The sequence below is a fragment of the Sulfitobacter guttiformis genome, assembly GCF_003610455.1.
Taxonomy (GTDB): Bacteria; Pseudomonadota; Alphaproteobacteria; order Rhodobacterales; family Rhodobacteraceae; genus Sulfitobacter; species Sulfitobacter guttiformis.
The window spans coordinates 209,045-235,038 of the sequence record NZ_RAQK01000002.1 but is presented as its reverse complement, the minus strand read 5'-3'; the positions used below and the strand labels follow the sequence as shown (position 1 = coordinate 235,038).

At 56.1% G+C, this 25,994-nt stretch carries 25 protein-coding genes, 1 tRNA gene and 1 other RNA gene; 11 read left to right on the top strand and 16 right to left on the bottom strand.

Going from position 1 to position 25,994, the window contains the following annotated elements:
* Nucleotides 1–70: 70 nt before the first annotated feature.
* Together C8N30_RS13810 and C8N30_RS13805 are read left to right on the top strand one after the other, a co-directional pair.
* Nucleotides 71–1,096, top strand: coding sequence for a sulfotransferase family protein (locus C8N30_RS13810; RefSeq protein ID WP_025062208.1), 1,026 nt, complete (start codon nt 71–73; stop codon nt 1,094–1,096).
* Nucleotides 1,097–1,458: 362 nt separating this feature from the next.
* Nucleotides 1,459–1,695 (top strand): hypothetical protein, encoded by a 237-nt coding sequence (locus C8N30_RS13805; protein WP_025062209.1) that lies wholly within the window; start codon nt 1,459–1,461, stop codon nt 1,693–1,695.
* A gap of 831 nt (nt 1,696–2,526) precedes the next feature.
* Here C8N30_RS13805 and C8N30_RS13790 read toward each other — a convergent pair.
* From C8N30_RS13790 to C8N30_RS13720, 15 genes are all read right to left on the bottom strand, one after another.
* Nucleotides 2,527–2,616: transfer RNA gene (locus tag C8N30_RS13790), tRNA-Ser, on the bottom strand.
* A 70-nt stretch (nt 2,617–2,686) separates the two neighbouring features.
* Nucleotides 2,687–3,406: an alanyl-tRNA editing protein gene (locus C8N30_RS13785; RefSeq protein ID WP_025062211.1), complete on the bottom strand. Its 720-nt coding sequence runs from the start codon at nt 3,404–3,406 to the stop codon at nt 2,687–2,689.
* Complete coding sequence (locus tag C8N30_RS13780) at nt 3,403–5,823, bottom strand: DUF3772 domain-containing protein (RefSeq protein ID WP_232222810.1); 2,421 nt, start codon at nt 5,821–5,823, stop codon at nt 3,403–3,405. Before C8N30_RS13780 ends, C8N30_RS13785 begins: the two co-directional genes overlap by 4 nt.
* Nucleotides 5,820–6,854: a cysteine synthase A gene (locus tag C8N30_RS13775; protein ID WP_025062213.1), complete on the bottom strand. Its 1,035-nt coding sequence runs from the start codon at nt 6,852–6,854 to the stop codon at nt 5,820–5,822. Before C8N30_RS13775 ends, C8N30_RS13780 begins: the two co-directional genes overlap by 4 nt.
* A gap of 44 nt (nt 6,855–6,898) precedes the next feature.
* Nucleotides 6,899–8,005, bottom strand: coding sequence for a gamma-glutamylcyclotransferase (locus C8N30_RS13770; RefSeq protein ID WP_322787460.1), 1,107 nt, complete (start codon nt 8,003–8,005; stop codon nt 6,899–6,901).
* Nucleotides 8,006–8,008: 3 nt separating this feature from the next.
* On the bottom strand, nt 8,009–8,449 hold the full coding sequence (locus C8N30_RS13765) for a TrgA family protein (RefSeq protein ID WP_025062215.1): 441 nt from the start codon (nt 8,447–8,449) through the stop codon (nt 8,009–8,011).
* Between the two features lie 30 nt (nt 8,450–8,479).
* Nucleotides 8,480–9,688 carry an SAM-dependent methyltransferase gene (locus C8N30_RS13760; RefSeq protein WP_025062216.1) on the bottom strand — a complete coding sequence of 403 codons (1,209 nt, stop codon included), beginning with the start codon at nt 9,686–9,688 and terminating at the stop codon, nt 8,480–8,482.
* 62 nt (nt 9,689–9,750) lie between these two features.
* Entirely contained in the window at nt 9,751–11,175 is a 1,425-nt protein-coding gene (locus C8N30_RS13755; protein WP_025062217.1) for a cryptochrome/photolyase family protein, read from the bottom strand.
* A 67-nt stretch (nt 11,176–11,242) separates the two neighbouring features.
* Nucleotides 11,243–12,466 (bottom strand): aminotransferase class V-fold PLP-dependent enzyme, encoded by a 1,224-nt coding sequence (locus C8N30_RS13750; RefSeq protein ID WP_025062218.1) that lies wholly within the window; start codon nt 12,464–12,466, stop codon nt 11,243–11,245.
* A gap of 102 nt (nt 12,467–12,568) precedes the next feature.
* Nucleotides 12,569–14,251 carry a BCCT family transporter gene (locus C8N30_RS13745; protein ID WP_025062219.1) on the bottom strand — a complete coding sequence of 561 codons (1,683 nt, stop codon included), beginning with the start codon at nt 14,249–14,251 and terminating at the stop codon, nt 12,569–12,571.
* A 392-nt stretch (nt 14,252–14,643) separates the two neighbouring features.
* On the bottom strand, nt 14,644–15,630 hold the full coding sequence (gene acuI, locus C8N30_RS13740) for an acryloyl-CoA reductase (RefSeq protein WP_025062220.1): 987 nt from the start codon (nt 15,628–15,630) through the stop codon (nt 14,644–14,646).
* Between the two features lie 101 nt (nt 15,631–15,731).
* Nucleotides 15,732–16,835: a dimethylsulfoniopropionate demethylase gene (locus C8N30_RS13735; protein WP_025062221.1), complete on the bottom strand. Its 1,104-nt coding sequence runs from the start codon at nt 16,833–16,835 to the stop codon at nt 15,732–15,734.
* Nucleotides 16,835–17,344: a DinB family protein gene (locus C8N30_RS13730; protein WP_025062222.1), complete on the bottom strand. Its 510-nt coding sequence runs from the start codon at nt 17,342–17,344 to the stop codon at nt 16,835–16,837. The genes C8N30_RS13735 and C8N30_RS13730 overlap by 1 nt, the downstream gene beginning before the upstream one ends.
* On the bottom strand, nt 17,341–17,973 hold the full coding sequence (locus C8N30_RS13725; protein WP_025062223.1) for a DUF1326 domain-containing protein: 633 nt from the start codon (nt 17,971–17,973) through the stop codon (nt 17,341–17,343). The genes C8N30_RS13730 and C8N30_RS13725 overlap by 4 nt, the downstream gene beginning before the upstream one ends.
* Before the next feature lie 18 nt (nt 17,974–17,991).
* Nucleotides 17,992–18,708, bottom strand: a complete 717-nt coding sequence (locus C8N30_RS13720) for a DUF2182 domain-containing protein (RefSeq protein ID WP_409373600.1) — start codon at nt 18,706–18,708, stop codon at nt 17,992–17,994.
* A 167-nt stretch (nt 18,709–18,875) separates the two neighbouring features.
* Here C8N30_RS13720 and C8N30_RS13715 point away from each other — a divergent pair, with 167 nt between their 5' ends.
* The 9 genes from C8N30_RS13715 to C8N30_RS13675 all read left to right on the top strand — a co-directional run bounded on the left by C8N30_RS13715 (nt 18,876) and on the right by C8N30_RS13675 (nt 25,027).
* Nucleotides 18,876–19,625, top strand: coding sequence for a FadR/GntR family transcriptional regulator (locus tag C8N30_RS13715; RefSeq protein WP_025062225.1), 750 nt, complete (start codon nt 18,876–18,878; stop codon nt 19,623–19,625).
* A 72-nt stretch (nt 19,626–19,697) separates the two neighbouring features.
* The gene (locus C8N30_RS13710) at nt 19,698–20,051 is read left to right on the top strand and encodes a DUF4345 family protein (protein WP_037967884.1); all 354 of its coding nucleotides are present in this window, start codon (nt 19,698–19,700) and stop codon (nt 20,049–20,051) included.
* Nucleotides 20,052–20,401, top strand: a transfer-messenger RNA (tmRNA) gene (gene ssrA / locus C8N30_RS13705).
* A 152-nt stretch (nt 20,402–20,553) separates the two neighbouring features.
* The gene (locus tag C8N30_RS13700; protein WP_025062227.1) at nt 20,554–21,369 is read left to right on the top strand and encodes a chromate resistance protein ChrB domain-containing protein; all 816 of its coding nucleotides are present in this window, start codon (nt 20,554–20,556) and stop codon (nt 21,367–21,369) included.
* Complete coding sequence (gene chrA, locus C8N30_RS13695) at nt 21,366–22,613, top strand: chromate efflux transporter (protein WP_025062228.1); 1,248 nt, start codon at nt 21,366–21,368, stop codon at nt 22,611–22,613. The genes C8N30_RS13700 and chrA overlap by 4 nt, the downstream gene beginning before the upstream one ends.
* Before the next feature lie 69 nt (nt 22,614–22,682).
* On the top strand, nt 22,683–23,168 hold the full coding sequence (locus C8N30_RS13690; protein WP_025062229.1) for an SspB family protein: 486 nt from the start codon (nt 22,683–22,685) through the stop codon (nt 23,166–23,168).
* Between the two features lie 70 nt (nt 23,169–23,238).
* A complete protein-coding gene (fumC, locus tag C8N30_RS13685) occupies nt 23,239–24,630 on the top strand; it encodes a class II fumarate hydratase (RefSeq protein ID WP_025062230.1) in 1,392 nt (463 codons plus the stop codon).
* On the top strand, nt 24,627–24,803 hold the full coding sequence (locus tag C8N30_RS13680) for a DUF4169 family protein (protein WP_025062231.1): 177 nt from the start codon (nt 24,627–24,629) through the stop codon (nt 24,801–24,803). Before fumC ends, C8N30_RS13680 begins: the two co-directional genes overlap by 4 nt.
* Nucleotides 24,800–25,027: a ribbon-helix-helix domain-containing protein gene (locus tag C8N30_RS13675; RefSeq protein ID WP_025062232.1), complete on the top strand. Its 228-nt coding sequence runs from the start codon at nt 24,800–24,802 to the stop codon at nt 25,025–25,027. The genes C8N30_RS13680 and C8N30_RS13675 overlap by 4 nt, the downstream gene beginning before the upstream one ends.
* A gap of 33 nt (nt 25,028–25,060) precedes the next feature.
* Here the strand turns inward: C8N30_RS13675 and C8N30_RS13670 are convergent, their stop codons facing one another.
* Nucleotides 25,061–25,954, bottom strand: coding sequence for a fructose bisphosphate aldolase (locus C8N30_RS13670; RefSeq protein ID WP_025062233.1), 894 nt, complete (start codon nt 25,952–25,954; stop codon nt 25,061–25,063).
* Between the last annotated feature and the right edge of the window lie 40 nt (nt 25,955–25,994).

The window sequence follows — 25,994 nt, the reverse complement described above, 5'->3', positions numbered from 1 at the left end:
CCCGATCCCCTTGACCGAAGTGGACCTATGGCCTACTAGCCAAAAATAGGAATTGTCGAAGGAGTGGACGATGCGCGCGGTTATTCATGCAGGCATGCACAAGACAGGCACCACGTCGATCCAGATGACCCTGCAAAGCAACGCGCCCAAGGGCGTTTACGTTCCTGATAGTGGCCCCGGTGGTGGCCAAAACGGCTTGATGGTATTACTGTTCGAGGGTGGTGTTCCGCCAGGCCTGTCGAAATTCGCCCCCGGCGCTCCCGAGGTTCTGCAACGCAAGGCCAAGACCGAAGATACCCTGCGCCAAAATCTTACTGATCCTGCATATCATACCACCGTCTTTTCGGCCGAGCGGTTGGTGACTTCTCCTCTCCCAGCAGTGCAGAGGCTGCGTGATTTCTATGCCGCATATTGCGACGAGATTCAGGTCATTCTCTATGTCCGCCCACCGGTTGGCTTCATGACCAGTGCGATGCAGGAGATGATCAAGCGTAACCCGAAGAAGCTGAAGTTCCATTTTCCGCCTTACCGCAATGCGATCCATAAACTTGACACAGTATTCGGACGCGAGAACGTGCTGCTGAAGAAATTCGACATTGCCGCGCTCAAAGACAATGACGTATTGACCGATTTCTTCGACACCGCCGGGCTTGACCTCCCAAAAACCGATTATGTGCGCGCCAACGAGGGTCTCTCGCTTGAGGCTTTTTGTTTGCTTTACACCCAGCGCATTCTCAATAACGAGCCTGTAGACGGTAGTACCCGAATGAGCGGCAGGAACATGGCCTTCGTCAACAAGGTCGCCCAGATTGGGACCGGCAAGCTGGCCTTTGACCCCTCGCTCACTGACCCGGTTATTGAGGCAAACCGCGACGAATTGAAATGGGTCGAGAACCGGTTGGGCACCACCTTGGACGACGCACCGCGCAAGCCGGGTCTGCGCACCGTGGCATCCGAAGATGACATCTTTGCCATCGCCGCAGAGAACGTGTCCGCACTGGAAGAGGTCCTGATTTCAGAACTTCGTGCCGAAGGCGGAGCGTCCAAAGATCGGCTGCTTCGCAATCTCGACCTCCTGAACCGCCTCTGCGGATAAGGGCGCGCACGCCTCGCATGACGTAAAGCCTGCCTTAGAGGCAACTTAGTCTTGTCTTGGCTTGGGGTACTTTCGTCGTACGCTAATCCAAACCCTGATTTGCCGGTCGCAACGAATGTCCGAGATGCGGACTACTACCACAGCGTAAAACTGCACGTCTTAACGGCAACTTTGAGCCGATCGTGCCGATTTCCAAATTTGCCGATGATCAAATTTAAAAGAACTCTCCTGAGAAACTCTGGTAACTTACTCCGCTGCCTTTCCCACAGCATATTGCTCCAACATGCGCCTGATTAACTCGAACCTGACTTGTAAATCATTATCTGCCTAAAACGCGTCTTCCGATACCTCAATGAGCGCCTATGCGCATCCAAACCATTAGTAATTGGGTGTTTAATTTTGCCCGCCCGCCTGAGTTAAAGACAGGAAACTGGACACGTGAACAATGGAAGTACAACTCCCTCGTCCAAACAGATTGCACTGACCGGAAGGTGACTGCCATCGTGATCATCTTGAATCTGCAGGCGGCCACACAAATTGGCGGCAACGCTTTCGGATCAAAGCTGGAGCAACTGGTGGGCACCGTGCTGGATGCTTGATCTTCTCAAAAGATTAATAAGCAACTGAGGCAGAGCGTTACGGCTGAGTTGATCGGGCCTGCGCTGCGTCAAAACACAGGTCATCGCCGCTATGAGCATGATTGTGTGCAGCACCAAAATGTTGCGGTTGTGAACATGTTGAACAGGGCTGTTAACTTCGCAGGCTGTGGTGAGGCGTCGACATCGAAACCAAGCAAGACACATGTCCTTGATTTCACGCTGCCAAGATTGCCTTTTATCAAACTGGCTACACCAGCAATCCGGAATTCCGCATGCGTCAGGTGCAAAATGATCCAAAGCATACCTGCGGCTCGTTTTCGCGCAAGATCGCTGTTGAGACGGGGTGGTTTGCTGTCGCTGTTGAAAACAGCTTTGCAGGTGCTGCCAGACCAAATCGAAATAGTCTTTGTTCTCAAGAGATTTCAATCTTTTAGGCTGCGTAGAGGCCGCACCTCTCAGTCACAGCAGCGGTACGGTTAACCTTGAAATTTGCTCGGCTGTAGAGGTGGCGATGCTGGTTGAATCGTTGTGGACTGAGCCGTGAACGGCAACGAATACCTGTTTTTATTTCTCTCACCCTAATACAGAAACACCACCTGGCGGAGCGCAACCGCCCGACCTTACCCTGAATACTTGATCTGCAGCAAGATGCCCATGTGCGGGCATGAACAGGCGCACATCTCGGCTATCACCGATGCTCAGATTTTATTCGCCCTGTTCCGAATGACTTTATTCCCTGCTTCAGAAAAACAGGGAATTCATCGCTAGCCGCCCGCTGCTGCGTAGTCAGACAAAGCGAAATGCGGCATAATTCCGAGATAAGGGGATAGTTGGCGGACAGACAGGGATTCGAACCCTGGAGACGGTCTCCCGCCTACACACTTTCCAGGCGTGCGCCTTCGACCACTCGGCCACCTGTCCGTTGAAGGCGTCTTATCAAGGGATGGCGCGTGTGCGCAAGCCCGAAATGCGCAACACCCTAGACAAACATCTAACTGTCGAGATGAAGATAGATCCGGCGGTTCAACTTGCCCTTTTTCTCTATTTTTCCAAGGCGTAGCGCACCGATCTCTCCAGTGCGAGCAACATGGGTGCCGCCGCAGGGCTGCAAATCGATCCAGTCGTCTTCCTCGCCGATCCGAACCAAACGAATGTCTCCGGTGCCACGGGGTGGTTTTACAGCCATCGTCTTGACCAGCTCCGGCGCTGCGTCCAGTTCAGCCTCGGTAATCCAGCCATCACTCACCCGGGCGTCACGCTCGATGAAGGCATTGAGCGATTGCTCAAGGGCTTCGCGATCTTCGGGCGCGTCGGGCATGTTGAAATCAAGCCTGCCATGCGTGGCGGATATAGCGCCGCCGCTGACTGCGAACGGAACCGCCACAGACAGCAGATGCAGGGCTGTGTGAATTCGCATGTGTTTGTGCCTACGGTCCCAGTCCAGATGCTGAACGATGTGGCAGCCAATGGGCGGCAGGGCCACAGGTTCTGAGGGCACAAGGACGATAGTCTCGCCCTCACCTTTCACGGCTGTTGCAATCACCATCCGCTTTGCGTCCCATTCCAGCGTGCCGCTATCACCGGGCTGGCCTCCGCCAGTGGGGTAGAAGACGCTGGCATCCAGAATGATCCCGCCCTCCTCGGTATGGGCAAGAACACGGCCATTTGCCTCGCGCATATATGGATCATCGCGGAACAGCATTATCGTCATTGATCGCCCTCATTTTGTGGTGTGGCCGCGGCGCCGCCATAAAGATTGACGGTCCTGCCCAAATTCGAGTCCTGTGGCGCGCTTGCCCTCAGCGTTTCGGGGTTACGCAGCCAGATGTCTTGTTGCGGGAACGGTATCTCGATACCTTCTTCGGCGAAACGTTTCGCAATCGCATGATTAACATCGTTTTTCACGATATTCAGCCATGTTACATCGCGCAGGAAAATCCGGATCTCAAAGTCCAAAGAAGAGGCACCGAAGTTCAGAAACAGCACCTGAACGGCAGGATTTGCAAGTGCCATAGGCTGAGCATTTGCGATTTCGGTCAGAATTTCCTCGACCTTTCGCGTGTCTGTACCATAGGCGACGCCAACCGAAATAATTACCCGCCCTAAGGTGTTGCCACGGGTGTAGTTTATGACTGTACCGCTGACCAGATCCGCGTTGGGAACGATGACATCTGTTTTGTCAAAGGTCTCGATCCGTGTGGAGCGTACCGAAATATCGCGCACAAATCCCATCTGCCCGCCAGTCACCTCGATCCAGTCGCCCTCGGAAATGGGCCGCTCGATCAACAGGATAATGCCGGAGACAAAATTCGAGACGATATTTTGCAGGCCAAAGCCGATACCGACCGACAGAGCACCGGCGACAATGGCAAGAGAGCTCAGGTCGATCCCAGCGCCCGTGATTGCGGCCAGCGCGGCCAGAAAAATACCCACATACCCGAGGCCAGAGACGATTGCGTTCTGGCCGCCTTTGTCGATGTTGGTTTTGGGCAGTACATTGGTTTTAAGCGCGCCCTGTGCCAACCGCGTACCAAAATACCCGAGGGCAAAAATAAGTGCAAAGGTCAGGAAGTCGGTGGGGGATATGCGCGAATTTCCGATCGCAAAGCCGCGCCTGAAGGCCGCCCATACTTCGGTCAGATCAGAGACCCGCGCGCCCCAGACCAACGCCAGAAACGGTACCGCCAGCAGCAGCAGCACCAAACCAAAGAAAATTGGCAGAAGCAATTCGCGCGCTTGGATGCCCTGCCCTGTGATGGCGCCATAAACATCCGCGCTAAACCGTTGGAGTGCCAGCACAAGGCCCAAAATCACCAGTGTCAGCACTGTTGGCTGAAGAACAAATTCAGAGGCATTATAGTAGCCCATCGCCTGTAGGAGCGGTGCGACAATGGCCACAAGAACCGCGATGGTACCGAGGCTGCGCACCAGCCTGCCCAATGTACTGGCGCGGGTGATGTCATCTTCCTCCTTCTCCTCGCGCACAACCTGTTTTCCGTAGTGGCGCAGCAACCGGCCGATCCGGTAAATGCCATAGGAGATAAGCACTGTGAACGGAAAGCTCACAACCGTTTTGGTCAGACTGCTGCCGCCGTCGAGTATGACAATGCGCAACAGCAACGTGTTGGTAATAATGAGGAGTGTGATACCACTGACCAGAAACCGTGCATCGCTACGGTCCCGTGCGCTTAGCTCCAGTAGGGCGATATCGTCGTCGCGGGCAAACACCTGTTCAGCCACCCAGCGAAACCCGAGCATGAACCCGCCAAGAACAGGGATCAGCACCACGAGCTGGTCTCCCCGCTCCCCCAGATATCCTGTGCTGCGGGCTGCATAGCTTAGCAGTGTAAGCCCGAACAACGGAAATACGATACGTAAAAGCGAGGCCACGAACCGCCACACACCGACACCGCGGGTGCCACGTTTGCCCAGCTTTGTGATGATCATTTTGGTCCAATGGCTGCCCCGCAGGATCAGCCCAAGGCCCGCTAGTGTCCACAGCGCGATCAGCGGCAGTTTACGCAATAATTCGGTGCGCCGCTCGGCGGCTTGCTCCGGTCCGACCGTGCTCCACAGCTTTGATACGGCGGTGCGAAGCGCCTCGAAGGCCACAGGCCAATGGACGGGATTGAGCGGGCTCTCGACCATGACCAACAGTTCTTCGGCCTGCCGGCTGCGCACAATTGTGTCGATCTCGCCAACCAGCCCGTCGGCACGGGTATAGGCACTGTCGGCCACCTGCACAGGGGTCAGCAGAACAGCAAGCTGCTCCTCCAACTCGGTTCGTTTGGCCGCAATATCTGCGGCTTCTGGCGCTGCGTCACCCTCAACGGAAGGACTACCCAACAGCGAAATCTGGTCACGTAAACTTGCTATTCGGGTTGCGTTAACACCGCGGGCTTCGTTGAACTGCTCACGGAACTGCGCCAGCTGACCGCGAAAGGCCTCCAGCGCCTCATTGGCAGTTTGCGGATCATCAACCGCCGCTTCTGCACGGTCCGCAATAGCACGCCAGCCGGTCATGTCGACACCGGGCACATCCTGTGCAAAAACCGCGCCTGCACAAAGCACCAGCATGCCTAGCAGTGCAAAAAAACGCACCATTACCTGCGGCAGACGCCAGATCATACGTCCTCGAAGACCGATGGAATATCTGCCGGTGCCCGTTCCAGCCATTCCGGAACAGGAAGGCCTTTTTCGCGCAGGAACACAGGATTGAACAGCTTGGACTGGTAGCGTGTGCCGTAGTCACAAAGGATGGTCACGATGGTATGGCCTGGGCCCATCTCGCGCGCCATCCGTATTGCACCCGCGATATTCACACCAGACGAGGCTCCTAGGCATAGTCCCTCATGCTCAAGCATGTCAAAGACAAGCGGCAATGCCTCGGCATCGGAGATATTATAGGCGAAATCAGGGGTGAAACCTTCAAGGTTTTTGGTAATGCGCACCTGCCCGATACCTTCGGCGATCGAGCCGCCCTCAATCGCAAGTTCGCCGGTCGTATAGTAACTGAAAAGTGCTGCACCGTCAGGATCTGCAATACCGATTTTCACCCCCTTGGGCTGGAGCGCCATGGCCGTACCGGCCAACGTACCGCCCGATCCAACTGCACAGATAAAGCCATCGACTTTGCCGTCGGTCTGAGCCCAGATTTCAGGGCCTGTTGTCTCGATGTGGGCTTGGCGGTTCGCCACATTGTCGAACTGGTTTGCCCAGATTACACCTTCGTTTGTTGTACGGGCCAGTTCTTTGGCCAACCGTTCGGAGTAGCGCACAAAATTATTCGGGTTTCGGTATGGCGCAGCAGGCACCTGCACCAACTCGGCGCCTGCAAGGCGGAGCATCTGCTTTTTCTCTTCCGATTGCGTCTCGGGGATGACGATCACGGATTTGAACCCCATTGAGGCACCAACCAGCGCCAGCCCGATGCCAGTGTTGCCAGCCGTGCCTTCGACGATTGTGCCGCCGGGCTTGAGATCCCCGCGCGCAATGGCATCGCGGATAATATACAGGGCGGCGCGGTCTTTGACTGACTGTCCGGGGTTCAAAAACTCCGCCTTGCCGTAGATTTCACATCCTGTGAGCGCGCTCGCTGCGCGCAATTTTATCAGGGGGGTGTTGCCCACTGCATGTTCCAGATCGCGCGCTATATGCATTTTATGCCCTCACTATTGTCAGGTACATATCTATCGCTCTGGCCTCAGGACCTCAACCTGCTTCGGTGGTGGGCCAGCCAATAGGCAAGAAGCGCCAGTGGCGTGTTGGCCAGCGCCTGGCGCTCGGCCATGGCGAGGAAATCCGTGAATGAAATCAGGCGTGAACGGATATTTTCAGCCTCTGTCTCGAGGCCGCCGATACATGCGGTGCCATCGGGCAGATCGGTAAGACCTACAAAGATATGATAATATCCCGTTGAATCGCCCGGGCTGGGATAGCCGCGCGCGACCGCTTCGAGGCGGTCCAGCTCAAGGCCTGCCTCCTCCTGCGCCTCGCGCAGCGCGGTCTGCTCTGGCATTTCGCCAGGGTCTACGCGACCAGCGATTGGCTCAAGGTGCCAGATTTCAGGGTCGTCGCGGCCAATCGGCGCCATACGCATCTGCTCGACTACCAAAACCCTGTCCCGCACCGGATCATAGGGTAGCACAAGGGCCGCATCACCGGCGATAAAATATGACCGCTCCAGCACCTGCGACATGGTGCCGTCAAACCGCTCGTGACGCAGGCTCAGCTCGTCTACCGCGAAATAGCCGGTATAAGCACGGACTTGTTTAACAACTTCGAGTTTGCCCGCGAACACGTCCTGCACTGCGCAATATCGCGCTCCAAGCACCTTTGACCACGCCCGCGCGCGTATCTGCGGGAACATGCGCGCTACGGTATCGCGGTCAAGATTGCCGTAATGCCCCATCACCTCCACTGCCGCGTGGCACGACATCGAAGCCCATTTATCGGCCCAAGCCGTGAAATCCCATGGCTCCTGAGCGGTCCAGCGGTCTGGCGCGCAGACATAAACCTGCGCCGCCTGCCCGTGCGCCAGCACAACCTCCCTCAGATCATAATTGAAACCGCCTTCGTAGTAATCAAGGCGCGCAATATCTTCCTGCGTCAGGCCGGTGGCCAAAAGTCCCTCGGCCACCTCACCTGACGACGCCACAATCATTGGAAATGGCCCTTCCGCAACGGCATAGGCTGCAAAGTTCTCCAATGTAGCGCCTACCAGATCAGCGGGAGATATGGACCGCCCCAGCACAATCTCCAACAGCGGCGCGTGCCGAAGAGTGCCATAAAAGAAAAGCGCTGTAATCACGTCCTAGCGCCATCGTCTTGCTGCGGCATCTGCTGCAAGGCCAACCACCAAAGCGCCAGCAAAAGCAGCACCGAAAAATGTTGGTGTGGCGATCATCACACCGAACTCAGACCCGATGAGAAAGATACTGGTCAGCGCCTCCATAGGACCATCGAAGCGGTTACGCATGGCAAGGCGGAACATTTCCACACAGCCGTGGAAAAACAAGGCCCAAAGGATCAAAACAGCAGTGCCAGTCACCCCGTTGTTAATCGCGGATACGAAACCGCGGCCTACACGGCTGCCTATCACGGTCCAGCCGACGCAGATGCCGATGAAGGCATTGACGTAGTTAAAGCGCCCGAACTGGGTCCCTTCGGGCAGAAGCGGTCTGACAATATCGGATAAAATCCATGCTAGAATGGCAAGCAATATCGCAGCAACAAGTCGTGCAGCTGTGGGCATTTGCGGCTCCTCAGATCCCGAACACCGGCACTATCCCGGTTTGCGCACCGTAATCTGGGTTACGTCACAATTTCCACTGTCAAATGTAGCAGCGCACGAAGTGAGGTAAAAATTCCACATGCGCTTGAAACGCTCATCAAATCCCATCTCTGCTATTTGCTCCCACTTATCATTGAATGTCTCATGCCAGCGGCGCAATGTGATGTCATAGCTTTTTCCGAACTCAATTGAGTTCTCTACCGCAAGGCCCGCTTTTTCGATCTGCTCGCGCAAAACGATCGGGCTGGGTAACATACCGCCCGGAAAAATGTATTTTTGAATGAAATCAACACCACGTTTGTAAACCTTCCAGCGGCGATGGGCCACCGTAATGATCTGGAAAGTGGCCGTTTTGCCGGGTTTGAGGCGCTCGCGCACAGTTTCGAAATAAACTGGCCAGTATTGCTCGCCTACTGCCTCGAACATTTCGATGCTGGCGATCCCGTCATACAGACCCTTTTCATCCCTGTAATCCTGAAGCTTGAACGTCACCATATCGGAAAGCCCAGCTTTTTCAATGCGGTCCACCGCATAGTTAAACTGCTCCTCCGAGATGGTGAGGCAGGTCACCTTTAATCCGCGCTCGGCTGCGGCATATTCGGCAAAGCCACCCCAACCACAGCCAATTTCAAGAACATGATCGCCCGCACTCACACCCATCTCGTCGACCATCGACTTGTACTTGGCGATTTGTGCGGCTTCCATGCTCTCTTGAGGATCGGCAAAAATCGCACTTGAATAGCTCATGGTTTCATCAAGCCAAAGACCGTAAAAATCATTCCCCAGATCGTAGTGGTAGGAAATATTCTTGCGGGCCTGATCCTTAGAGTTACGCTGAAGCCAGAAGCGTAATTGCTCGTAGCGGCGCACCAGTCCCATGCCGGGAAACCCGTCATAGATGTCTTCGTTGTCAGCGTGAATGAAATCCATGAAAGCCTGCAAATCAGGAGTGCTCCACCAACCATCAAGATAGGCGTCGCAAAATCCCAGATCGCCTTCGCGGATAAGACGCGCAAAAAGGTCCTTGTTGTGCACGTGCAATTCTGCGACCGGCCCGGGATTAGGGCCCTCGGCGCGGAAATGGCGCCCGTCGGGCAGGATGAAATCAATACGTCCATACCGGAGCGAACTCGCCATACCCATAACGCGCGCGAAATATCGTGGCAGACCGTTCTGCGCTTCCGTGGTCGTTAAAATCATCAAGTGTCCCTACCCGTCGGATTATTCGTTAATTTATTTAAGATTGCAGAGATGTGAAACACCTAAAAACCTCTGTTTTCATAAGCGCTAAGGGCCCGCTTGCGTCCGTCTGAAACATCCACGACCGGTGCGGGGTATGAATCCTGTGCGGTCATATTCCATTGGCGCGGGATTGCCTCGTAAAACGACAAGGCATCACTGTGTGGGTTGCGGTGCCCTTCGGCGATCCAGCGGTCTGCATAATCGCGCTTTTTGTCGAATTTATCGAGCTGGGTCACCGGATTAAAAACACGGAAATACGGCGTCGCATCAGGACCGGACCCTGCAGACCATTGCCAGCCCATCGCATTGCTGGCGGGGTCCCAATCGATCAGACACTCCTCGAACCATTTTTGCCCGATACGCCAGTGGCACAGCAGATGTTTGGTCAAATAGCTGGCCACGATCATGCGGCCGCGGTTGTGCATGCGGCCAGTAACGTACATCTCGCGCATGGCCGCATCTACAAAGGGAATACCCGTGCGGCCCTGTTTCCACGCCTTTACCTCGGCGCGGCGCTCGTCCTCGTTCCAGTCAAAATCCTCCCATTCCTCGCGCCAGTTGCGGTCAAGAATGCGGGGGGTGTGATGCATAAGATGATATGCGAACTCGCGCCAGACCAGCTCCTTCAGAAATGTCTCGGCGCCGGATTTTCCTTCATGAAGGGCGCGTTGGCCTGCATGCCAACACTGGTTCGGGCTGATTTCGCCCAAAGCCAGATTTTCGCTCAAGCATGAAGTTCCATCAACGCCCGGCAGGTCGCGGGTGGTGTCGTAGTCTGCAACCTTATGGGCCAGAAACGCGCCGAGCCGCGATTGTGCGGCCTTCTCTCCAAGCTGAACAAACGGACGCACCACATCAGCGCCACGTTTCATGGCTGCGCCCATATTCCAATCGGCCAGCAGGTCAGAGGCGGGCCAGCTTTCGGGCGCTGTTATCTTTGCGGGCGCTGCCAATGGCGCCTCCACATCGCGGTCCTTCACGCTGCGCCAGAAAGGGGTGTACACTTTGTAGTACCCGCCAGTTTTGGTCTCTACTGTCCACGGCTCGAACATCAAATGGCCGCCAAAAGACTTGGCTTCGATCCCCTCATCCTTAAGGGCAGACTTTACATCGCTGTCGCGCGCAACCGCCTGCGGATCATATTGGCGTGTCCAGTAAACGGATTTTGCGCCTGTCTGTTCGATGAGTTCGCGCAGGGCGTCCAGTGCGCTCTGATTGCGGCGCAGGATTAGACGGCTGCCCTTTTCCTCCAACGCTGCGCCGTGATGCTCAAGCCCCAGACCCAAGCGGAACTTGGGCGCTGCTGCGAGGGCATCGTATTGCGCATCAAGGATGAACACAGGAATAACTGGCCGGCCGCTTTGGCAGGCCGCATGAAGTGCGGGATGATCGCTCAGCCGCAGGTCACGGCGAAGCCATATCAATATAGGAGAAGTCTCGCTCAACAGGTCCACCTTTGTTTGTAGTCCCGTCTGGACTTAGGTCAGCCACGGGCGGTTCAAGGCAAAGGTTTCACAAAACATCGTCAAGAGCGTTCAAAAGCTGATCTAATTCGGCCTGATTTGTATAATGGGTGAAGCTGAGGCGCAAAACGCCTTTTTCCGCATCGACGCCCATGGCCTGCAATGCACGAATGGCGTAAAAATCTCCGCCCCCCGCCATGATCCCTTTTTCGGCTAATTCACGCGCTACGCTTTCACCTGCCCTGTTGAGGGCAAGCGCAACCGTCGGGGCACGCCCCTGCGCACGGCTAGAGCCGATCAGGCGCACGGAATTTCGGGATTTCACCGCATCCAGAAGTTGTTGCAACAAAACTGTTTCATGATCGCGCATCAGGTCATGCACGACCACACCGCGCCCGGCCGCATCTGCGGTGCCGCCCCCATGATGGGCGTAAACCGCGTCGATGTAATCGGCCATACCTGCGCATGCAGCCACCTGTGCATGGTCCGGTCCAGCAGGGGTAAACCGTTTGTAGAGGCTACCTTCGTTAAAATAGTGGCCCTGATTAGGTAACAGTGTCGCCAACGCACGGCGTACAACCATCAAACCCTGATGGGGACCGTAGGTTTTGTAGGCCGAAAACATGTAGATATCGGCCCCCAGCGCGCCCACATCGACAAATCCATGCGGCGCATAAGATACGCCATCTACACAGACAAATGCGCCCGCCGCATGGGCCAGTGCCGTGATTTCGGTCACCGGGTTCACTTCCCCCACCACGTTCGAGCAATGCGGAAAGCAGACCAAGCGCACTTTTTCGTCGAGCAAGTCCTCAAGGGCTGCCGGATCCAGATGGCCGGTTTCGGGGTCGATCTTCCACTCGCGGATCTCTATTCCCCGCTCGGCCAGCCTGCGCCACGGACCGGTGTTTGCCTCATGGTCCTGATTGGTAACAACAATCGCTTCGCCCGGCTCAAGCAACTGACCAAAGGCCTGTGCCAGTACGTAAACATTTTGCGAGGTCGAGGGGCCAAAAGACAACTCGTCTGGTTCCACGCCCAGAAGTGCCGACATGCGGGTGCGCGCCTCGTCCATTTCCTGCCCGCCAACCGTACTGGCAGCGTAGGGTGCATAGGGCTGCACCTTACGCTGGGTGTAGAAACGCGTGAGGCGGTCAATGACTGCCCCGCAGGTATAGGAGCCGCCTGCATTCTCGAAGAACGCCTGCCCTTGCAGCTCTGGCTCCCCGAATGCGGGAAACTGGCTGCGCACAAATTCGATGTCTAATTTCATAGCCCTACGTTCCCCGAACCGCGCCTCCGCGTCAAATGCAAAAAGCCCCGAAGCATAAACTTCGGGGCTTTGATTGTTTGTGTAACGCGGCTTCTGTGCGGATTATTCCGCTGGTGCTACGAATGCCTCGTCAGGATCGGTCAGTGTGGCAACACCTGCGGCTTCGCGGCGACCGTCATTGTAGATCGCCTTGATCAAGGAGACACACATAAGCACCATCACAAGGCTGAAGGGCAAAGCACCGATAACCATCGCGGTCTGGATTGCGGATGTGCCGCCCGAGATCAGCAGGCCCGCAACCACAAGGCCCAGAGCAGCGCCCCAGAACAGGATGTGCGGACGCGACTTTGGTCCTTCGTCACCTGCCGCATTGATCGTGTTCACAATCAGCACAGCTGAGTCAGCCGAGGTCACAAGGAACGTCATCAGCAAAACCACAATCAGCAGCGCCATGCCCCACGCCAGCCAGACATTAATCGGGGCGAGCATGAATTCGGTCATGGCAAAAATCTTGTCGCCATTGGCCGCGTCAAAAATGACACCGTTCGCGCCGCCGTTCAACTCAAGATCAATGGCAGTGCCACCGGCCCAAGCGAACCATACAAAACACATCAGCGCAGGGACAATCAGCGCACCCAGTACGAATTCGCGGATTGTGCGCCCACGCGAGATGCGTGCAAGGAACAGCCCGACAAAGGGTGCGAACGCAATCCACCATGCCCAGTAGAACACCGGCCACCAGCCCTGCCATTGTGCGAGCAAGAAGGCCTCAGAGCCCTCGACCCCATCTGATTTGAAGACATTAAAACTCATACCAGGAAGGGCGGTGACATAATCCCAAAGGCCAACGAACATCGCATTAAATCCGAACCATGTGGCGCCGAAGATAATGAAGAAGCTCAGGAGGATAATCGACAGCACCATATTGATGTTTGACAACCATTTGATCCCCTTGCCGACCCCAGACAATGCCGACAGCGTGGAAGCGCCCATGATGATCAGCAGCGCTACGATAATGCCGAAGGTCGAAGCGCCCCCTGTATCATCCGTCAAACCGCCAATTCCGATGCGCGTGAGACCCGCAACAAACTGGTCCACACCAAAGCCAAGGGTCTGAGCCACACCAAGGATCGTTGCGACCACCGCGACGATATCAATGACTGTGCCAAGAACCCCGGAAAGAGCCGTGCCGAAAAGCGGCGTCAACCCAGACCGGATGGTGAGCGGCAGCCCGCGGCGATAGCTGAAAAACGCCAATGACAGGCCACAGACCGCATAACAGGCCCAAGCCCCAAAGCCCCAGTGCAAAAACGACCATTTGTAAGCATTGCGCACGTTGTCAGCGTCGCCACCGGTCGACAGCCCCTGAATGGTTTCGGGATTGGATGCGAAATGGGACACAGGCTCGGCCACCGCCCAAGTCAGCATGCCGACACCGATACCAGCGCCGAACATCATGGAAAACCACGAGAAGTTAGTGAACTCAGGTTTGTCACCCTCAAGTCCAAGATTCATCCGCCCCGCCGTAGGCCATAATGCCAGCCCCAGACAAACAAGGATAAAGAAAGCCACACAATAGATATACCATGCCGCGAAGTTCGCCAGAATAAAGGAATTCAGACCATTAAGGACAGATCCGGATTGTGTCGGCCAGAAAATTGCCCAGACTACAATGGCCGAGATGATGACTTTACTGGCGATTGTAACATCGATGCTAAAGCCGCGGTAAAAACCTTTTTCAGCGGTTGCGATGGGAAGATCCATCAGGGGTGGCTTAAGCGCCATTTTATTATCCTCACTTTTGTTAATTGCCTCTATGCTAAGCGCTCGAGGCAACAATACTACTATATTCTAGCGATTTTGGTTGATTTTAACCGTGCCGGGCCTGTCGCTGAAACCTCAGAGCGGGCGCTCGCGGTCATCCAACAGCCCAGCATCGCAAAAGCGATTTTCCACAGTGCAAAGATAACGGGCGCCAGGAGACAAGGCGCCTCCCCCTCCATGATTTAAAGACCGGACGTATGATGGGGGCAGGACACTTTGTCCACGCGCGAATTCTCGCATAGGACAGAATTCAGCGGTTGTTCCCTATTGGTAAAGGGGACGCGTATGTCTGTGCCCTGCCCCTGTGCCACTCTGGAAGAGCGGGCCGCAGGGGACAGGGCATCACGCATTGATTAAGCGTTTACGTCGACCACAACGCGGCCCTTCACCTGGCCGGTCAGGATATCTGCGGTCAGTTTGGGCAGATCCGACATCTTAGCCGGTACAATCATGGATTCCAGCTTGTCCATGGGCAGATCTTTTGCAATCCGCTCCCACGCGCGAAGACGGTTATCATAGGGCTGCATAACTGAATCAATCCCCAACAGGTTCACACCGCGCAGCAGGAATGGAATGACTGTCGCAGGAAGACCTGCACCACCGGCCAGACCCACAGCAGCCACCGAGGCCCCGTATTGCATCTGTCCCAGCACACGCGCCAGCATAGCACCGCCTACTGCATCTATGCAGCCGCCCCATGTCTCGCCTTCCAAAGGGCGTTTGACCGTTTCGTTGATTTCTTCGCGTGCCACAATCTGGGTCGCTCCGAGTGATTTCAGATAATCGGCCGTTTCGGGCCGTCCGGTTACACCGGCCACCTCATGCCCCAATGCGGCAAGGATCGCCACAGCAACAGAACCTACACCGCCTGCCGCGCCTGTTACCAGAACAGGCCCCGATTTGATGCCGTGATCCTCCAGCGCCATCACCGACAGCATAGAGGTGAAACCGGCGGTACCAACCGCCATGGCCTGCCGCGCATCAATCCCCGCCGGCAGCGGCACCAGCCAATCGGCCTTTACCCGTGCCTTTTGTGCATAACCGCCCCAATGCGCCTCACCGACACGCCAACCCGTAAGCACGACCTTATCCCCGGCTTTGTAGCGCGCATCCGACGATGCCTCTACCGTGCCCGAGAAATCGATGCCCGGCACGTGAGGGTAGTTCCGGACCAATCCGCCGCCGCCGGGGCTCATGCATAGACCGTCCTTGTAATTCACAGTGGTGTATTCCACCGCTACCAGAACCTCGCCTTCGGGCAGGTCATCTACAGAAATCTGCGTCAGCGCGGCTGAGGTCTTACCCTCATCATCCTTGGTCACAATCATTGCATCGAACATATCGTTTTCCTTCCGGGGGATCCCCCAATTACTCTTTAGTTCTTCATCTTCCAAAAGCTCCGGTGTCCGGAGCTGGCCCGGGTCCGGCAGTCTTTCGCGGCTCAGGCCCAAAAGGCCTCACGCACTGTCACATCGCGGGGGCCTTCAGGTGTTTCCACCCTAAGTGCTGTGCCATCGTCCCAATGTGTCATACGCACCATGCCGATAGCGACGTTCGTGTTGAAATCAGGTGACCACGCAGCAGAGGTCACCTGCCCCACCTGTTTGTCACCCGCCATAAGCGGCCACACACGGTTACATCCCGGCACCTTCGGACCGGCGATATCGATCGCGCGGATCTGCTGCACAGGGCCCTCTTTTGCGACGCGTAGCAAGGCATCGCGCCCGATACAACCAATCGCCGTTTGGGTATCGCAAAACTTACCCAATCCGCATTCGTGGGGGGTGTTGTCATCAGTCATGTCATTGCCATAGCTGAGCAGGCCGCTCTCGATCCGCTCAATCCCGTTCGGGCAACCTGCGCGCACGTCCAGATCCTTACCGGCCTCCATCAGCGCGTTCCACAGCGGCATGCCCATCTCGGTGCCGTCCACATAAATTTCGAAGCCGCCCTGTTTCGAGTATCCCGAGCGCGCCACTGCCATCGAACGGCCCTGAAAATCGAACATGCCAAAGCGGAAAAACCGTACATCGCGCACGGCATCCCCGAACACACGGGCCATCAAATCGTCTGCCTTCGGACCCTGCACGCCCAAGGGGCTGACGTCCGGTTCGTCCACTAGAACGTCAAGGCGGTAGCCATTGGCGATCCCTTTTACCCAAAGCAGCAAATCACTGTCTGCGATGGAGATCCACCAGCGATCCTCTGCCAGTTTGAGGCAAACCGGATCGTTCAGCATACCGCCAGTCTCATCCACGATCGGGATGTAATAGCAGCGCCCCGGCAGCATCCCACGCAAATCCCGCGGGGTCAGCATTTGCATAAGGCGCGCCGCATCGGGACCGCGCAATTCGACCTGCCGCTCGCAGGCCACATCCCAGATCTGAACTGCCGATTTGAGGTGGTGGTAATCCTCCTCAACGCTTTTGAAGACGGTAGGCAGAAGCATCCTGTTATAGACCGTATAGGCCGACACGCCTGCCGCCTCTACGCCCTCGGAAAAGGGAGTGCGGCGCAGGCGCCGCGTTTGGGAAATAAGCGCCATCAGGCGTCCTCCGGTAAAAACATCAGATCCGACACAGGTAGTGTGATTCCAGCGCCCGAGAGCATCTGGCTGATCTGCCCACGATGATAGGTTTGACTGTTGAACATATCCGTCACACAGACCCCGACGGAACGGGAGATCTGTTGTTTGTTTTCGCCCGAAGAGCAGCTTTGCATCCCTTGCAGATCCACGTTCGAAAGGGTTTGCGCCCAAATACAAATGCGCCCGTCAAGGCGGAACCGCTCTGCGTCCCACACGCCATAGGTGGGGGTCAATGTCGCACTTGCGGCCTTTGGTACCGCAGGTGAGGGTACATCACTGCACCAGTGGCCCATCCAGTTCATATCGCTCCACAAAATGTGGTTCATCGTCCCGAATATGGAGCCAAAGGGCGCTCCGCGATCCGCTGTCAGATCCGCCTCGTCCATTTGTTTTACGACCTTGCGCAACTGGCTGTTTTGCCACGCGTTATAGCGTGCCATTTGCAAAACATACTCTTTGGCGATCACGCAGCGCCCCTCCAGTCGATGGGGCAGATCTCGGCTGATTTGCCGCCAAAATCCCAAACCCGGCCATAGTCGCGCACTTTGGATTTAATGCCGATGGCGGCGATGATATCGGGCCCCATCCAGTATTTAGAGTTGCTGATCATCACCGGGTGGTCCGGCTTGGCGCCTTCGATCATCTCGATTTCGCCACTGATCTTGCGGCCGATTTTGATCGCGCGCTTTTTACCGTCCCGGATGATTTCGACCGGCGCACGCTCCGCACCGATGATTTCGGAAACCAGCATGGTAAACAGGCCCGTTGTTCCACCCGCCGCGCCCGAGAAGATCTGCAACAGCCCGTTATAGGCAGTGTCATTCGCCCGCTCGTCGACATAGGCGCCGACGCGCCAGTTGCCTTCGCCCATGCGGCCAGGAATATCGACAAGCAGGCCAACGTTCAAACCGCTGAGGTCTTCGCCCTCGTAATTGCCCTCATCAATGGCAATGGCCATCCATGCATGGCAGTGCCCTTCGGTGGGTGGATGTGCGCCAAGGCTGACCACACAGGGGCAAAACAACTCGCACGAGCAGTTCAAAAACAGTTCGCCCTTAATCGCCCAGTTTGCCGGCGTCATTTCTCTGTTACCCATTATATCCTCCCGAGATATCTAAGAAATTTGCGGCCAGCCCGCCACGACACCCGCGCCGAGGATCAGGCCAACACCCATTGGTTTTGTAAGATAATGTCCAATTTGCGGTAATTTTTCCAGCACCATGAAAAATGTGGCAAGCCCCATCCACGCAAGGTTCATCACACCGCCCGCAAATCCCAGCGCCATAAAACCCCAACAGCATCCGACGCAAAATGCCCCGAGGCCAAGCCCCATGTAGACCCCCCCTGCAAATCCCGTGCGCCAATGACCCAGAAAATAGATTGACGGGCTGTGACACACACCGTGGCACACCTCTTTGGCGCGGGTGAACTGGTAGAGGCCAACCGCAATAAGTAATGCAGCAGCAAACCAGCGCGAGGTGACGATCCCCAGCATGTCGATCACGCCGCCAAACAGCAGGGCCAACTGTACGCCTGCCAGCACGACTGCAAAAACCACCCAAACGAGGAAATATCCTGCGATCACGCCGAGCCATCCGGCCCGCGTGCCGTTGGCACTCACCATCAGGTCTTCATAGGCGCGCAGCGTCGGCACAAGTGTCGGTAACATCATTGCCGCCATCATCGCAGCCCACATCGCCACCAGCGGGCCGAATTCGGCCATTGGCATTTTCATGTCCATCCGCGGGTCCATACGGCGCATCATCTCGGCCATAGCATCAGGCCTCCCCAGCACATCAAGGCCCATGGAAGTGCTCATGCTCACCATCATCCACCACGACACAAGGATCAGCCCGAAAAAGGCCAACCAGAGCGTGGATCGTAAAAGGTGTGGCACGTTTTGCGTCTCCCTCGCATGGCAGACCTCGAAGGTGAGTCTTCCGTTGCAAATTTAATGTCAGACAATTAGAGTTTTGCCAAATAGTAATTGTCTGACATATGAAAATTGATCCCAAAAGCACTTCCGACCTTTCGGCGCAGATCGCCTCAGCCATACGCGACGAGATTATTTCGGGTCGGCTGATTGTTGATGCACGCCTGCCCTCGGAGGCCGAGCTTGCCGATCAGTTTTCGGTATCGCGGCCCACGGTACGCGAGGCGCTCAAACGGTTGGCGGCGCAATCGCTGATACGGACACAGCGCGGTGCGACGGGGGGAGCATTTGTCAATCGCCTCAGCTTTCAGGAGGCTTACGCACAGCAAATCACCACCTCCACCCTTTTGCTGTCGATGAATGATGTGAGTTTCGAGACCGCTTGCGAGGCTCGCTTTGCGCTGGAGCGCTCCTGTGCCGACTTGAGCGCTAAAAGGTGCAGCGCTGACTTACTGGCCGCCATGCGCGCAGAGATCCACCGCCAAAGCCAGCCGGGCCTGACAGACGAGGCATTTTGCGCCTCGGATGTGGCATTCCACCGCGCGTTGGTCGACGGGGCAGATAATCCGGTCCTGTCTTACCAGTTGGCCGGGGCGGTCGAGGCGATGCAGCCCTTGATGAATATGATCACCTTCTCTGCCCGTGACCGCGCACGTATTGTCGCACTACACGTCGAAATCGCCCGAGCCGTGGAGGCGCGGGACGGTATCGCCGTGAGTGATGGCCTCATGGCGCTGGAGGTTGAAACACAAACGCTGGCGCGCGGGCTTTTCGAAAAAATATCAGCCGGCAGGGGCGATGTAGCGGAAACATAGTCGTTGCTGGAGGCGTTAAGCCATCACACAAGCGATCAACGCCGCGACGTGGCGGCTAATCTGGAGCATCTCATGGAGATTGTCACACTCGTCAACTGGGCGCTGGCCCTTCTAAGCATCGGTTTTGGCATGGCGGGGTGGCTGTTCCCCGATTTCACCATGTCAAAAGTCGATCTAACCGATAGCGGCTCCACGATGGGAAAATCCGAGATACGCGCCGCCTCTGGTGCCCTTTTTGTGATGTCTGGTTTGGGAGCGCTCATTCTGGCAACCCCTGTCGCCTTTGCCATGATCGGTTTTATTTGGGGTGGAGGTGCATTAGGTCGCGCCACGTCATTGTTGTTGGACGGTCGGACAAGGTTGAAATGGATTTTCTTCGCGTCCGAACTGTCGGTGGCCGTGATTGCGCTCTCGATCAACCTCTAGCCTCTTGAACTCTGCGCGGCTTGGCACTACCTTACTAATGTCCTTCGGGACTATGGATATAAACGCGCTCGTAATAAGCGGTTCGGACCCGGGGGCGGTACCCGGCGACTCCACCAAACATCCGTCATTTGCGGATCATGGGGTCGAAATAGGATCGACGAACGTCTAAAGGGGTATTGCTTTATCTCGGCTGACTGCCACCGTTATCGGCGTAAAATGTACAATTGCAAATGACAATCGTGCTCCAATGGCGATGGCCGCGTAAGCGACCGGAACTATTGAAACCTAAGTCCTTGCGTTTAGCGACGTAAGGCGGGGCCCGCCGGAGCCTGGCAACAGAATCCGGCACTTTACTCCCCCAAATTTGTCCCTCGCTGACAACCTTCACGATTGACCAGTACTTTACGACGTGCGACGTAACCTTATGGGGATCAATCTGCGAACGCCCCGTGAGGCGCTAGCCAGATGTTCGCATTTTTCCAACGAAGGAAGGATGCATGCCATGGCTGCCCCCAATGAAATTACTGTACCTCAACTACTCCGCCTGATCGGCTTGCCCGATGCGCCCGTAATCGCGGATATTTCCGTCGATCCCGACTTTGAGGCTGACCCGTTTCTAATCCCCGGTTCGTTCCGGCACTCACACACCGATCCACACGGACTGAGAGAGCGCATCGCCGGGCGCCCGAGTGTTATTGTCTGCCAGAAGGGCATCAAGCTATCGCAAGGCATGGCCGCATTGCTGCGCAGCGAGGGGCTGACAGCCGAATACCTTCAGGGCGGGAACTATGGCTGGCGCGATCATGCGGGCGCGCCGCGTATACCTGCGGGCATCGTGCCAGATAAACTCGGCGGAAACACCCTTTGGGTGACGCGGCACCGCCCGAAAATCGACCGCATCGCTTGTCCGTGGCTGATCCGCCGCTTTGTCGATGCACAGGCGCGTTTTTTGTTCGTCTCGCCTGCGGAAGTGCAAGGTGTCGCGGCGCGGTATGGCGCGACACCCTTTGATGTGGAGGATGTTTTTTGGTCACACCGCGAGGATCGATGCACCTTTGATACGATGTTGACGGAATTCGGATTAAAGACGCCCGCGCTTGAACATGTTGCCACAGTTATCCGTGCCGCCGATACAAACCGCCACGATCTTTCCCCTGAAGCTGCGGGCCTGCTCGCGCTGTCAGTAGGACTGTCTCGGCAATACCGCTCCGACGACGAGCAACTCGTGGCGGGGCTTGCGCTTTATGATGCTCTATATCGCTGGGCGCGCGATGGGCAGGACGAAGGCCACGACTGGCCTGCGGCACTTAAAACATGAATGCGCCTGACTGGCGCGAAATGACGCGCGTTTTCGGCCGCATTGGTCTGTTGTCGTTTGGCGGACCAGCCGCGCAGATCGCTCTCATGCACCGCGAGCTGGTTGAAACCCGCAGTTGGCTGTCAGAACAGGCATATTTGAGGGCACTCAGCCTTTGCATGCTGCTGCCCGGTCCGGAAGCCATGCAACTGGCTACTTATGCAGGCTGGCGCATGCGCGGGACTGCGGGTGGTTTGCTGGCGGGGCTGTTATTCGTGGTGCCCGGTGCTGCGGTAATCGCGATACTGGCGCTTTTTTATGCGCAATACGGGCAACTGCCACTGGTGCAGGCCGCTTTTCTTGGGATCAAGGCAGCAGTCATTGTTGTGGTTTTCCAAGCGCTGAAAAAGGTGGCGAAAAAAGCGTTATTCGGTGCGCAAGGGTGGCTCCTCGCCACATTCTCGCTACTTGGATTGTTTGTTTTTGGTCTGCCCTTCCCGTTGATCATTATTGCGGCAGGCCTGTGGGGGATGTGGCGTGCGGTGCCCGTCCCTACTCCGGCGAAATCACCCTCACCAGTCAACGCCCATCCAGTACGGGTGATTGCGCTCTGGTCCACCCTCTGGGCTGCGCCGCTGATCATTGTCTGGGCCTTGGGGAATACGTTCCTGCTTCAGCTGGGCCTGTTTTTCTCAAAGCTTGCGATCGTTACTTTTGGCGGTGCCTATGCGGTGTTGGGGTACATGACCCAAAGGGTGGTCAGCGATCTGGGCTGGATCACAACAGAACAGATGATTGACGCGCTGGGCTTAGCCGAAACGACACCTGGACCGCTCATTCTGGTGACAGAATTTGTGGCCTTGCTGGCAGGTTTCGCGCAATCGGGTCTGCCGGGGGCAATTGCAGCAGGGCTCTTGACGCTTTGGGTGACCTTTACCCCCTGTTTTTTATGGATATTTCTTGCTGGTCCTTATCTTGAACGGCTCAGCGCACAGCCGCGGCTGTCTGCGGGATTGCAGGCGATTACAGCAGCGGTAGTCGGCGTTATCGCCAACCTGACACTCTGGTTTGCGCTGCATGTTCTGTTCGCCGATGTGGGTCGTGCGGCGCTTCTGGCCCTACCCGTTCCTGTCTGGCACAGCTTCGATCCCCTCGCCGCTGTGCTTACCGCTCTTGCCGCTTTGATGATGCTGGGATTTGGCGTTGGTTTTGTCCGCACGATGGCTGTGATGGCATTTACCGCGCTCGGGTTTGGACTGTTCTAAGGTCGCCCCTTTTATCCCGACCGGAATCGCCTATGATAGTGTTCAACAGCAACACCTGAGGGATATGACATGAGCCGCACCATCGACTATGGCAACCTCATGCATGACGCCATGCGCAGCCTGATCCGCAATGTCCTACAGGATGTTGCAGCGAATGGATTGCCCGGCGCGCATCATTTTTTCATAACGTTTGATACCTCCCACCCCGATGCAGAACTGGCCGACTGGCTGTCAGACCGCTACCCTGATGAGATGACGGTTGTTATGCAGCACTGGTATGAAGGGCTGGAAGTGACCGATGACGGCTTCTCGATCACGCTGAATTTTGGCGATGCGCCAGAACCGCTTTACGTGCCCTATGATGCGATCCGCACCTTTGTTGATCCGTCCGTCGAATTTGGCTTGCGGTTCGAGCAAAAAGACGAGGACGCTAAAGCAAAGCCCAAAGCGGACAAAAACTCACTCACCCAGACACACGAATCCGAACTCGAAGTCGAGGAAGCCGCCCCGAAAGCTGCTGAAGTCGTTTCTCTCGACAGTTTTCGCAAGTCTTGAACTGGCGTAGCGCCACGTCAGCCGCTAGAGATCGCGCAACGATATCATAATACCCAGAGGAGCGCCGCGCATGGCCGATACCCGTACCGAGACCGACAGCTTTGGCCCATTGGAAGTGCCTGCCGATAAATACTGGGGCGCACAGACCCAGCGCTCGATCATCAACTTTCCCATTGGCTGGGAAAAGCAGCCAATTGCTATCGTGCGCGCCCTTGGCGTAATCAAGCAGGCCTGCGCCGAGGCTAACATGGCGCAGGGATCACTGGATAAAAAACTGGGCGATGCAATTGTCGAGGCCGCAGCCGAAGTGGTCGCTGGCAAGTTTGACGATAACTTCCCTTTGGTGGTCTGGCAAACCGGCTCGGGCACGCAGTCCAACATGAACGCGAACGAAGTTATTGCAAACCGCGCTATTGAAATTTTGGGCGGCGTAATTGGATCAAAAGATCCAGTACACCCCAATGACCACTGCAATATGGGCCAGTCATCCAACGATACCTTCCCAACCGCGATGCATATTGCGACCGCACGCACAGCGCATGATGTGCTGCTGCCGGGTCTACGCAAGCTGCATGCGGCTTTGCAAAGCAAGGTTGAGGAATTCGAGGGCATAATCAAGATTGGCCGCACCCACACGCAAGATGCAACTCCGCTGACGTTGTCGCAGGAATTCTCCGGCTATACGCATCAAGTGGCAATGGCGATCCGCCGCGTTGAGGACGGCCTTGGCCGGATTTACGAGTTGGCCCAAGGCGGCACAGCTGTCGGCACTGGTCTCAATACAAAAGTTGGCTGGGACACCACGGTTGCCGCCAATATGGCGCGCATCTCCGGCCTGCCCTTCATCACCGCACCGAACAAGTTCGAGGCGCTGGCCGCACATGATGCGATGGTAGAAATTTCCGGTCATCTGAAGACGGTCGCCGCATCGCTCTTTAAAATTGCGAATGACATCCGCCTGCTCGGCTCGGGTCCACGCTGCGGGCTGGGAGAATTAATCCTACCAGAGAATGAGCCTGGATCGTCAATCATGCCGGGCAAGGTCAACCCGACTCAGTGTGAAGCGCTGACCCAAGTCTGCGCGCATGTTTTCGGCAATGACGCAGCTGTCGGTTTTGCCGGCTCGCAGGGCCACTTCGAGTTGAACGTCTATAAGCCAATGATGGCTTATAACGTCCTGCAATCCATGCAGCTTTTGGGCGATGCCGCATCGGCATTTACCGACAATCTGGTCGCTGACCTGAAGGCTGATCCAGTCCGTATCGAGAAACTGATGCGCGAGTCCCTGATGCTGGTGACAGCGCTGGCGCCCGAAATCGGTTATGATAACGCTACAAAAGTTGCGAAGACAGCCCATAAAAACGGCACAACCCTCAAGCAAGAAGCGATTGCTCTGGGATTTGTCGACGAAGAGACATTCGACCGCGTTGTGCGGCCAGAGAATATGATCGGACCAAAATGAGTAGCCCCCTTAGCCTGAACAAGGCGCGAAAAGACCGTGATCGCTCTGCTCGTAAATCGCAAGCGGATCAGAACACAGTGAAATTTGGCCAGTCGAGAGCGCAAAAAGATGCGCTGAAAGCGCGTGCCGAGCAGATTTCCCGCAATCTGGAAGCGCACAAGCGCGAAACATGACAGCGCGGCCCGTCAAGCATTCGGTCACCTTGCACGGGCACCGCACTTCTATCTCGCTCGAAACGGATTTCTGGATTGAATTGCGCGCCATCGCTCGACAAAAAGAAACTCCTATCAATGCCTTAGTGGCCGAGATTGATGCTGAGCGCGGCATGGATAGCGGTCTTGCCTCAGCTATCCGTGTTTACGTGCTCAGGTCTATAAAAGCAGATATCAAAGGTTGAAAAACACAGTTTTCAACCTTTGACATCCGGCCCTTATGCGACAGAAGCGTTGTAAATCTTACTGATATTCGCGCTCAAGGCCGTGTTGAATTCTTCATCCGACATTTTCACGCTCAAGCCTTCGGCTAGTGCGCGGCTAAAGCTCGCGATCATCTTGTGATTTCCAGCCAGCAGGTCGCAGGCGACATCGGTAGAGTATCCTCCCGAGAGCGCCACCACCCGCAGCACGCGCGGATGATCAGCAGCTTCATCGTAAAGACCGGCCTTTGTCGGAATTGTGAGCTTAAGTATCACGTCAACATCGCCTGGCAAGTCGTTCAAATGGTTCATAATCTCACCGGCCAGAATGGTTTCAGCTTCGGCCTTAGTGGCGCTATCGATGTGTACCTCCGGCTCAACGATCGGGACCAGCCCAGCCGCCGCGACCTGACGCGCGATGTCGAATTGTTGGGCCACAACGGCGGCGATACCATTCGCATTTGCCTCCAAAATCAGCGAGCGTTCTTTGGTGCCAAAAATGCCTTTTTCGTTAGCTTTTTCTAACAGCGCATCGAGTTCTGGCATCGGCTTTAGAAGCTGAACGCCATCAGCTTCGTCTGCCAAGCCTTTGTCAATCTTAAGAAAAGGTACCACGCCGCGATCCTCCCACAAGAGTTGCGCAGTGGGTTTTCCGTTAATGTCGCTGTCCATTGTCCGCTCAAACAGGATGGCGCCCAGCACTTTTTCAGCGGTGAAATCATCGGCCAAAATTATACGGCTGCGCATGGCGTGAACGGCGGCATACATCGCGGTATCTCCGGAATAATCCGCAGGTTCGACACCGTATTGCGCAAGTGCCTTTGGCGTGGAGCCACCTGATTGGTCCAGTGCAGCGATAAAGCCGGAAGCGGTTGCCATGCGGGTGCGTTGTGCGTCTTTTTGGGCCATGAAATCTGCCTTTATCTGCTGTGAATTGCGTTTTGATCGT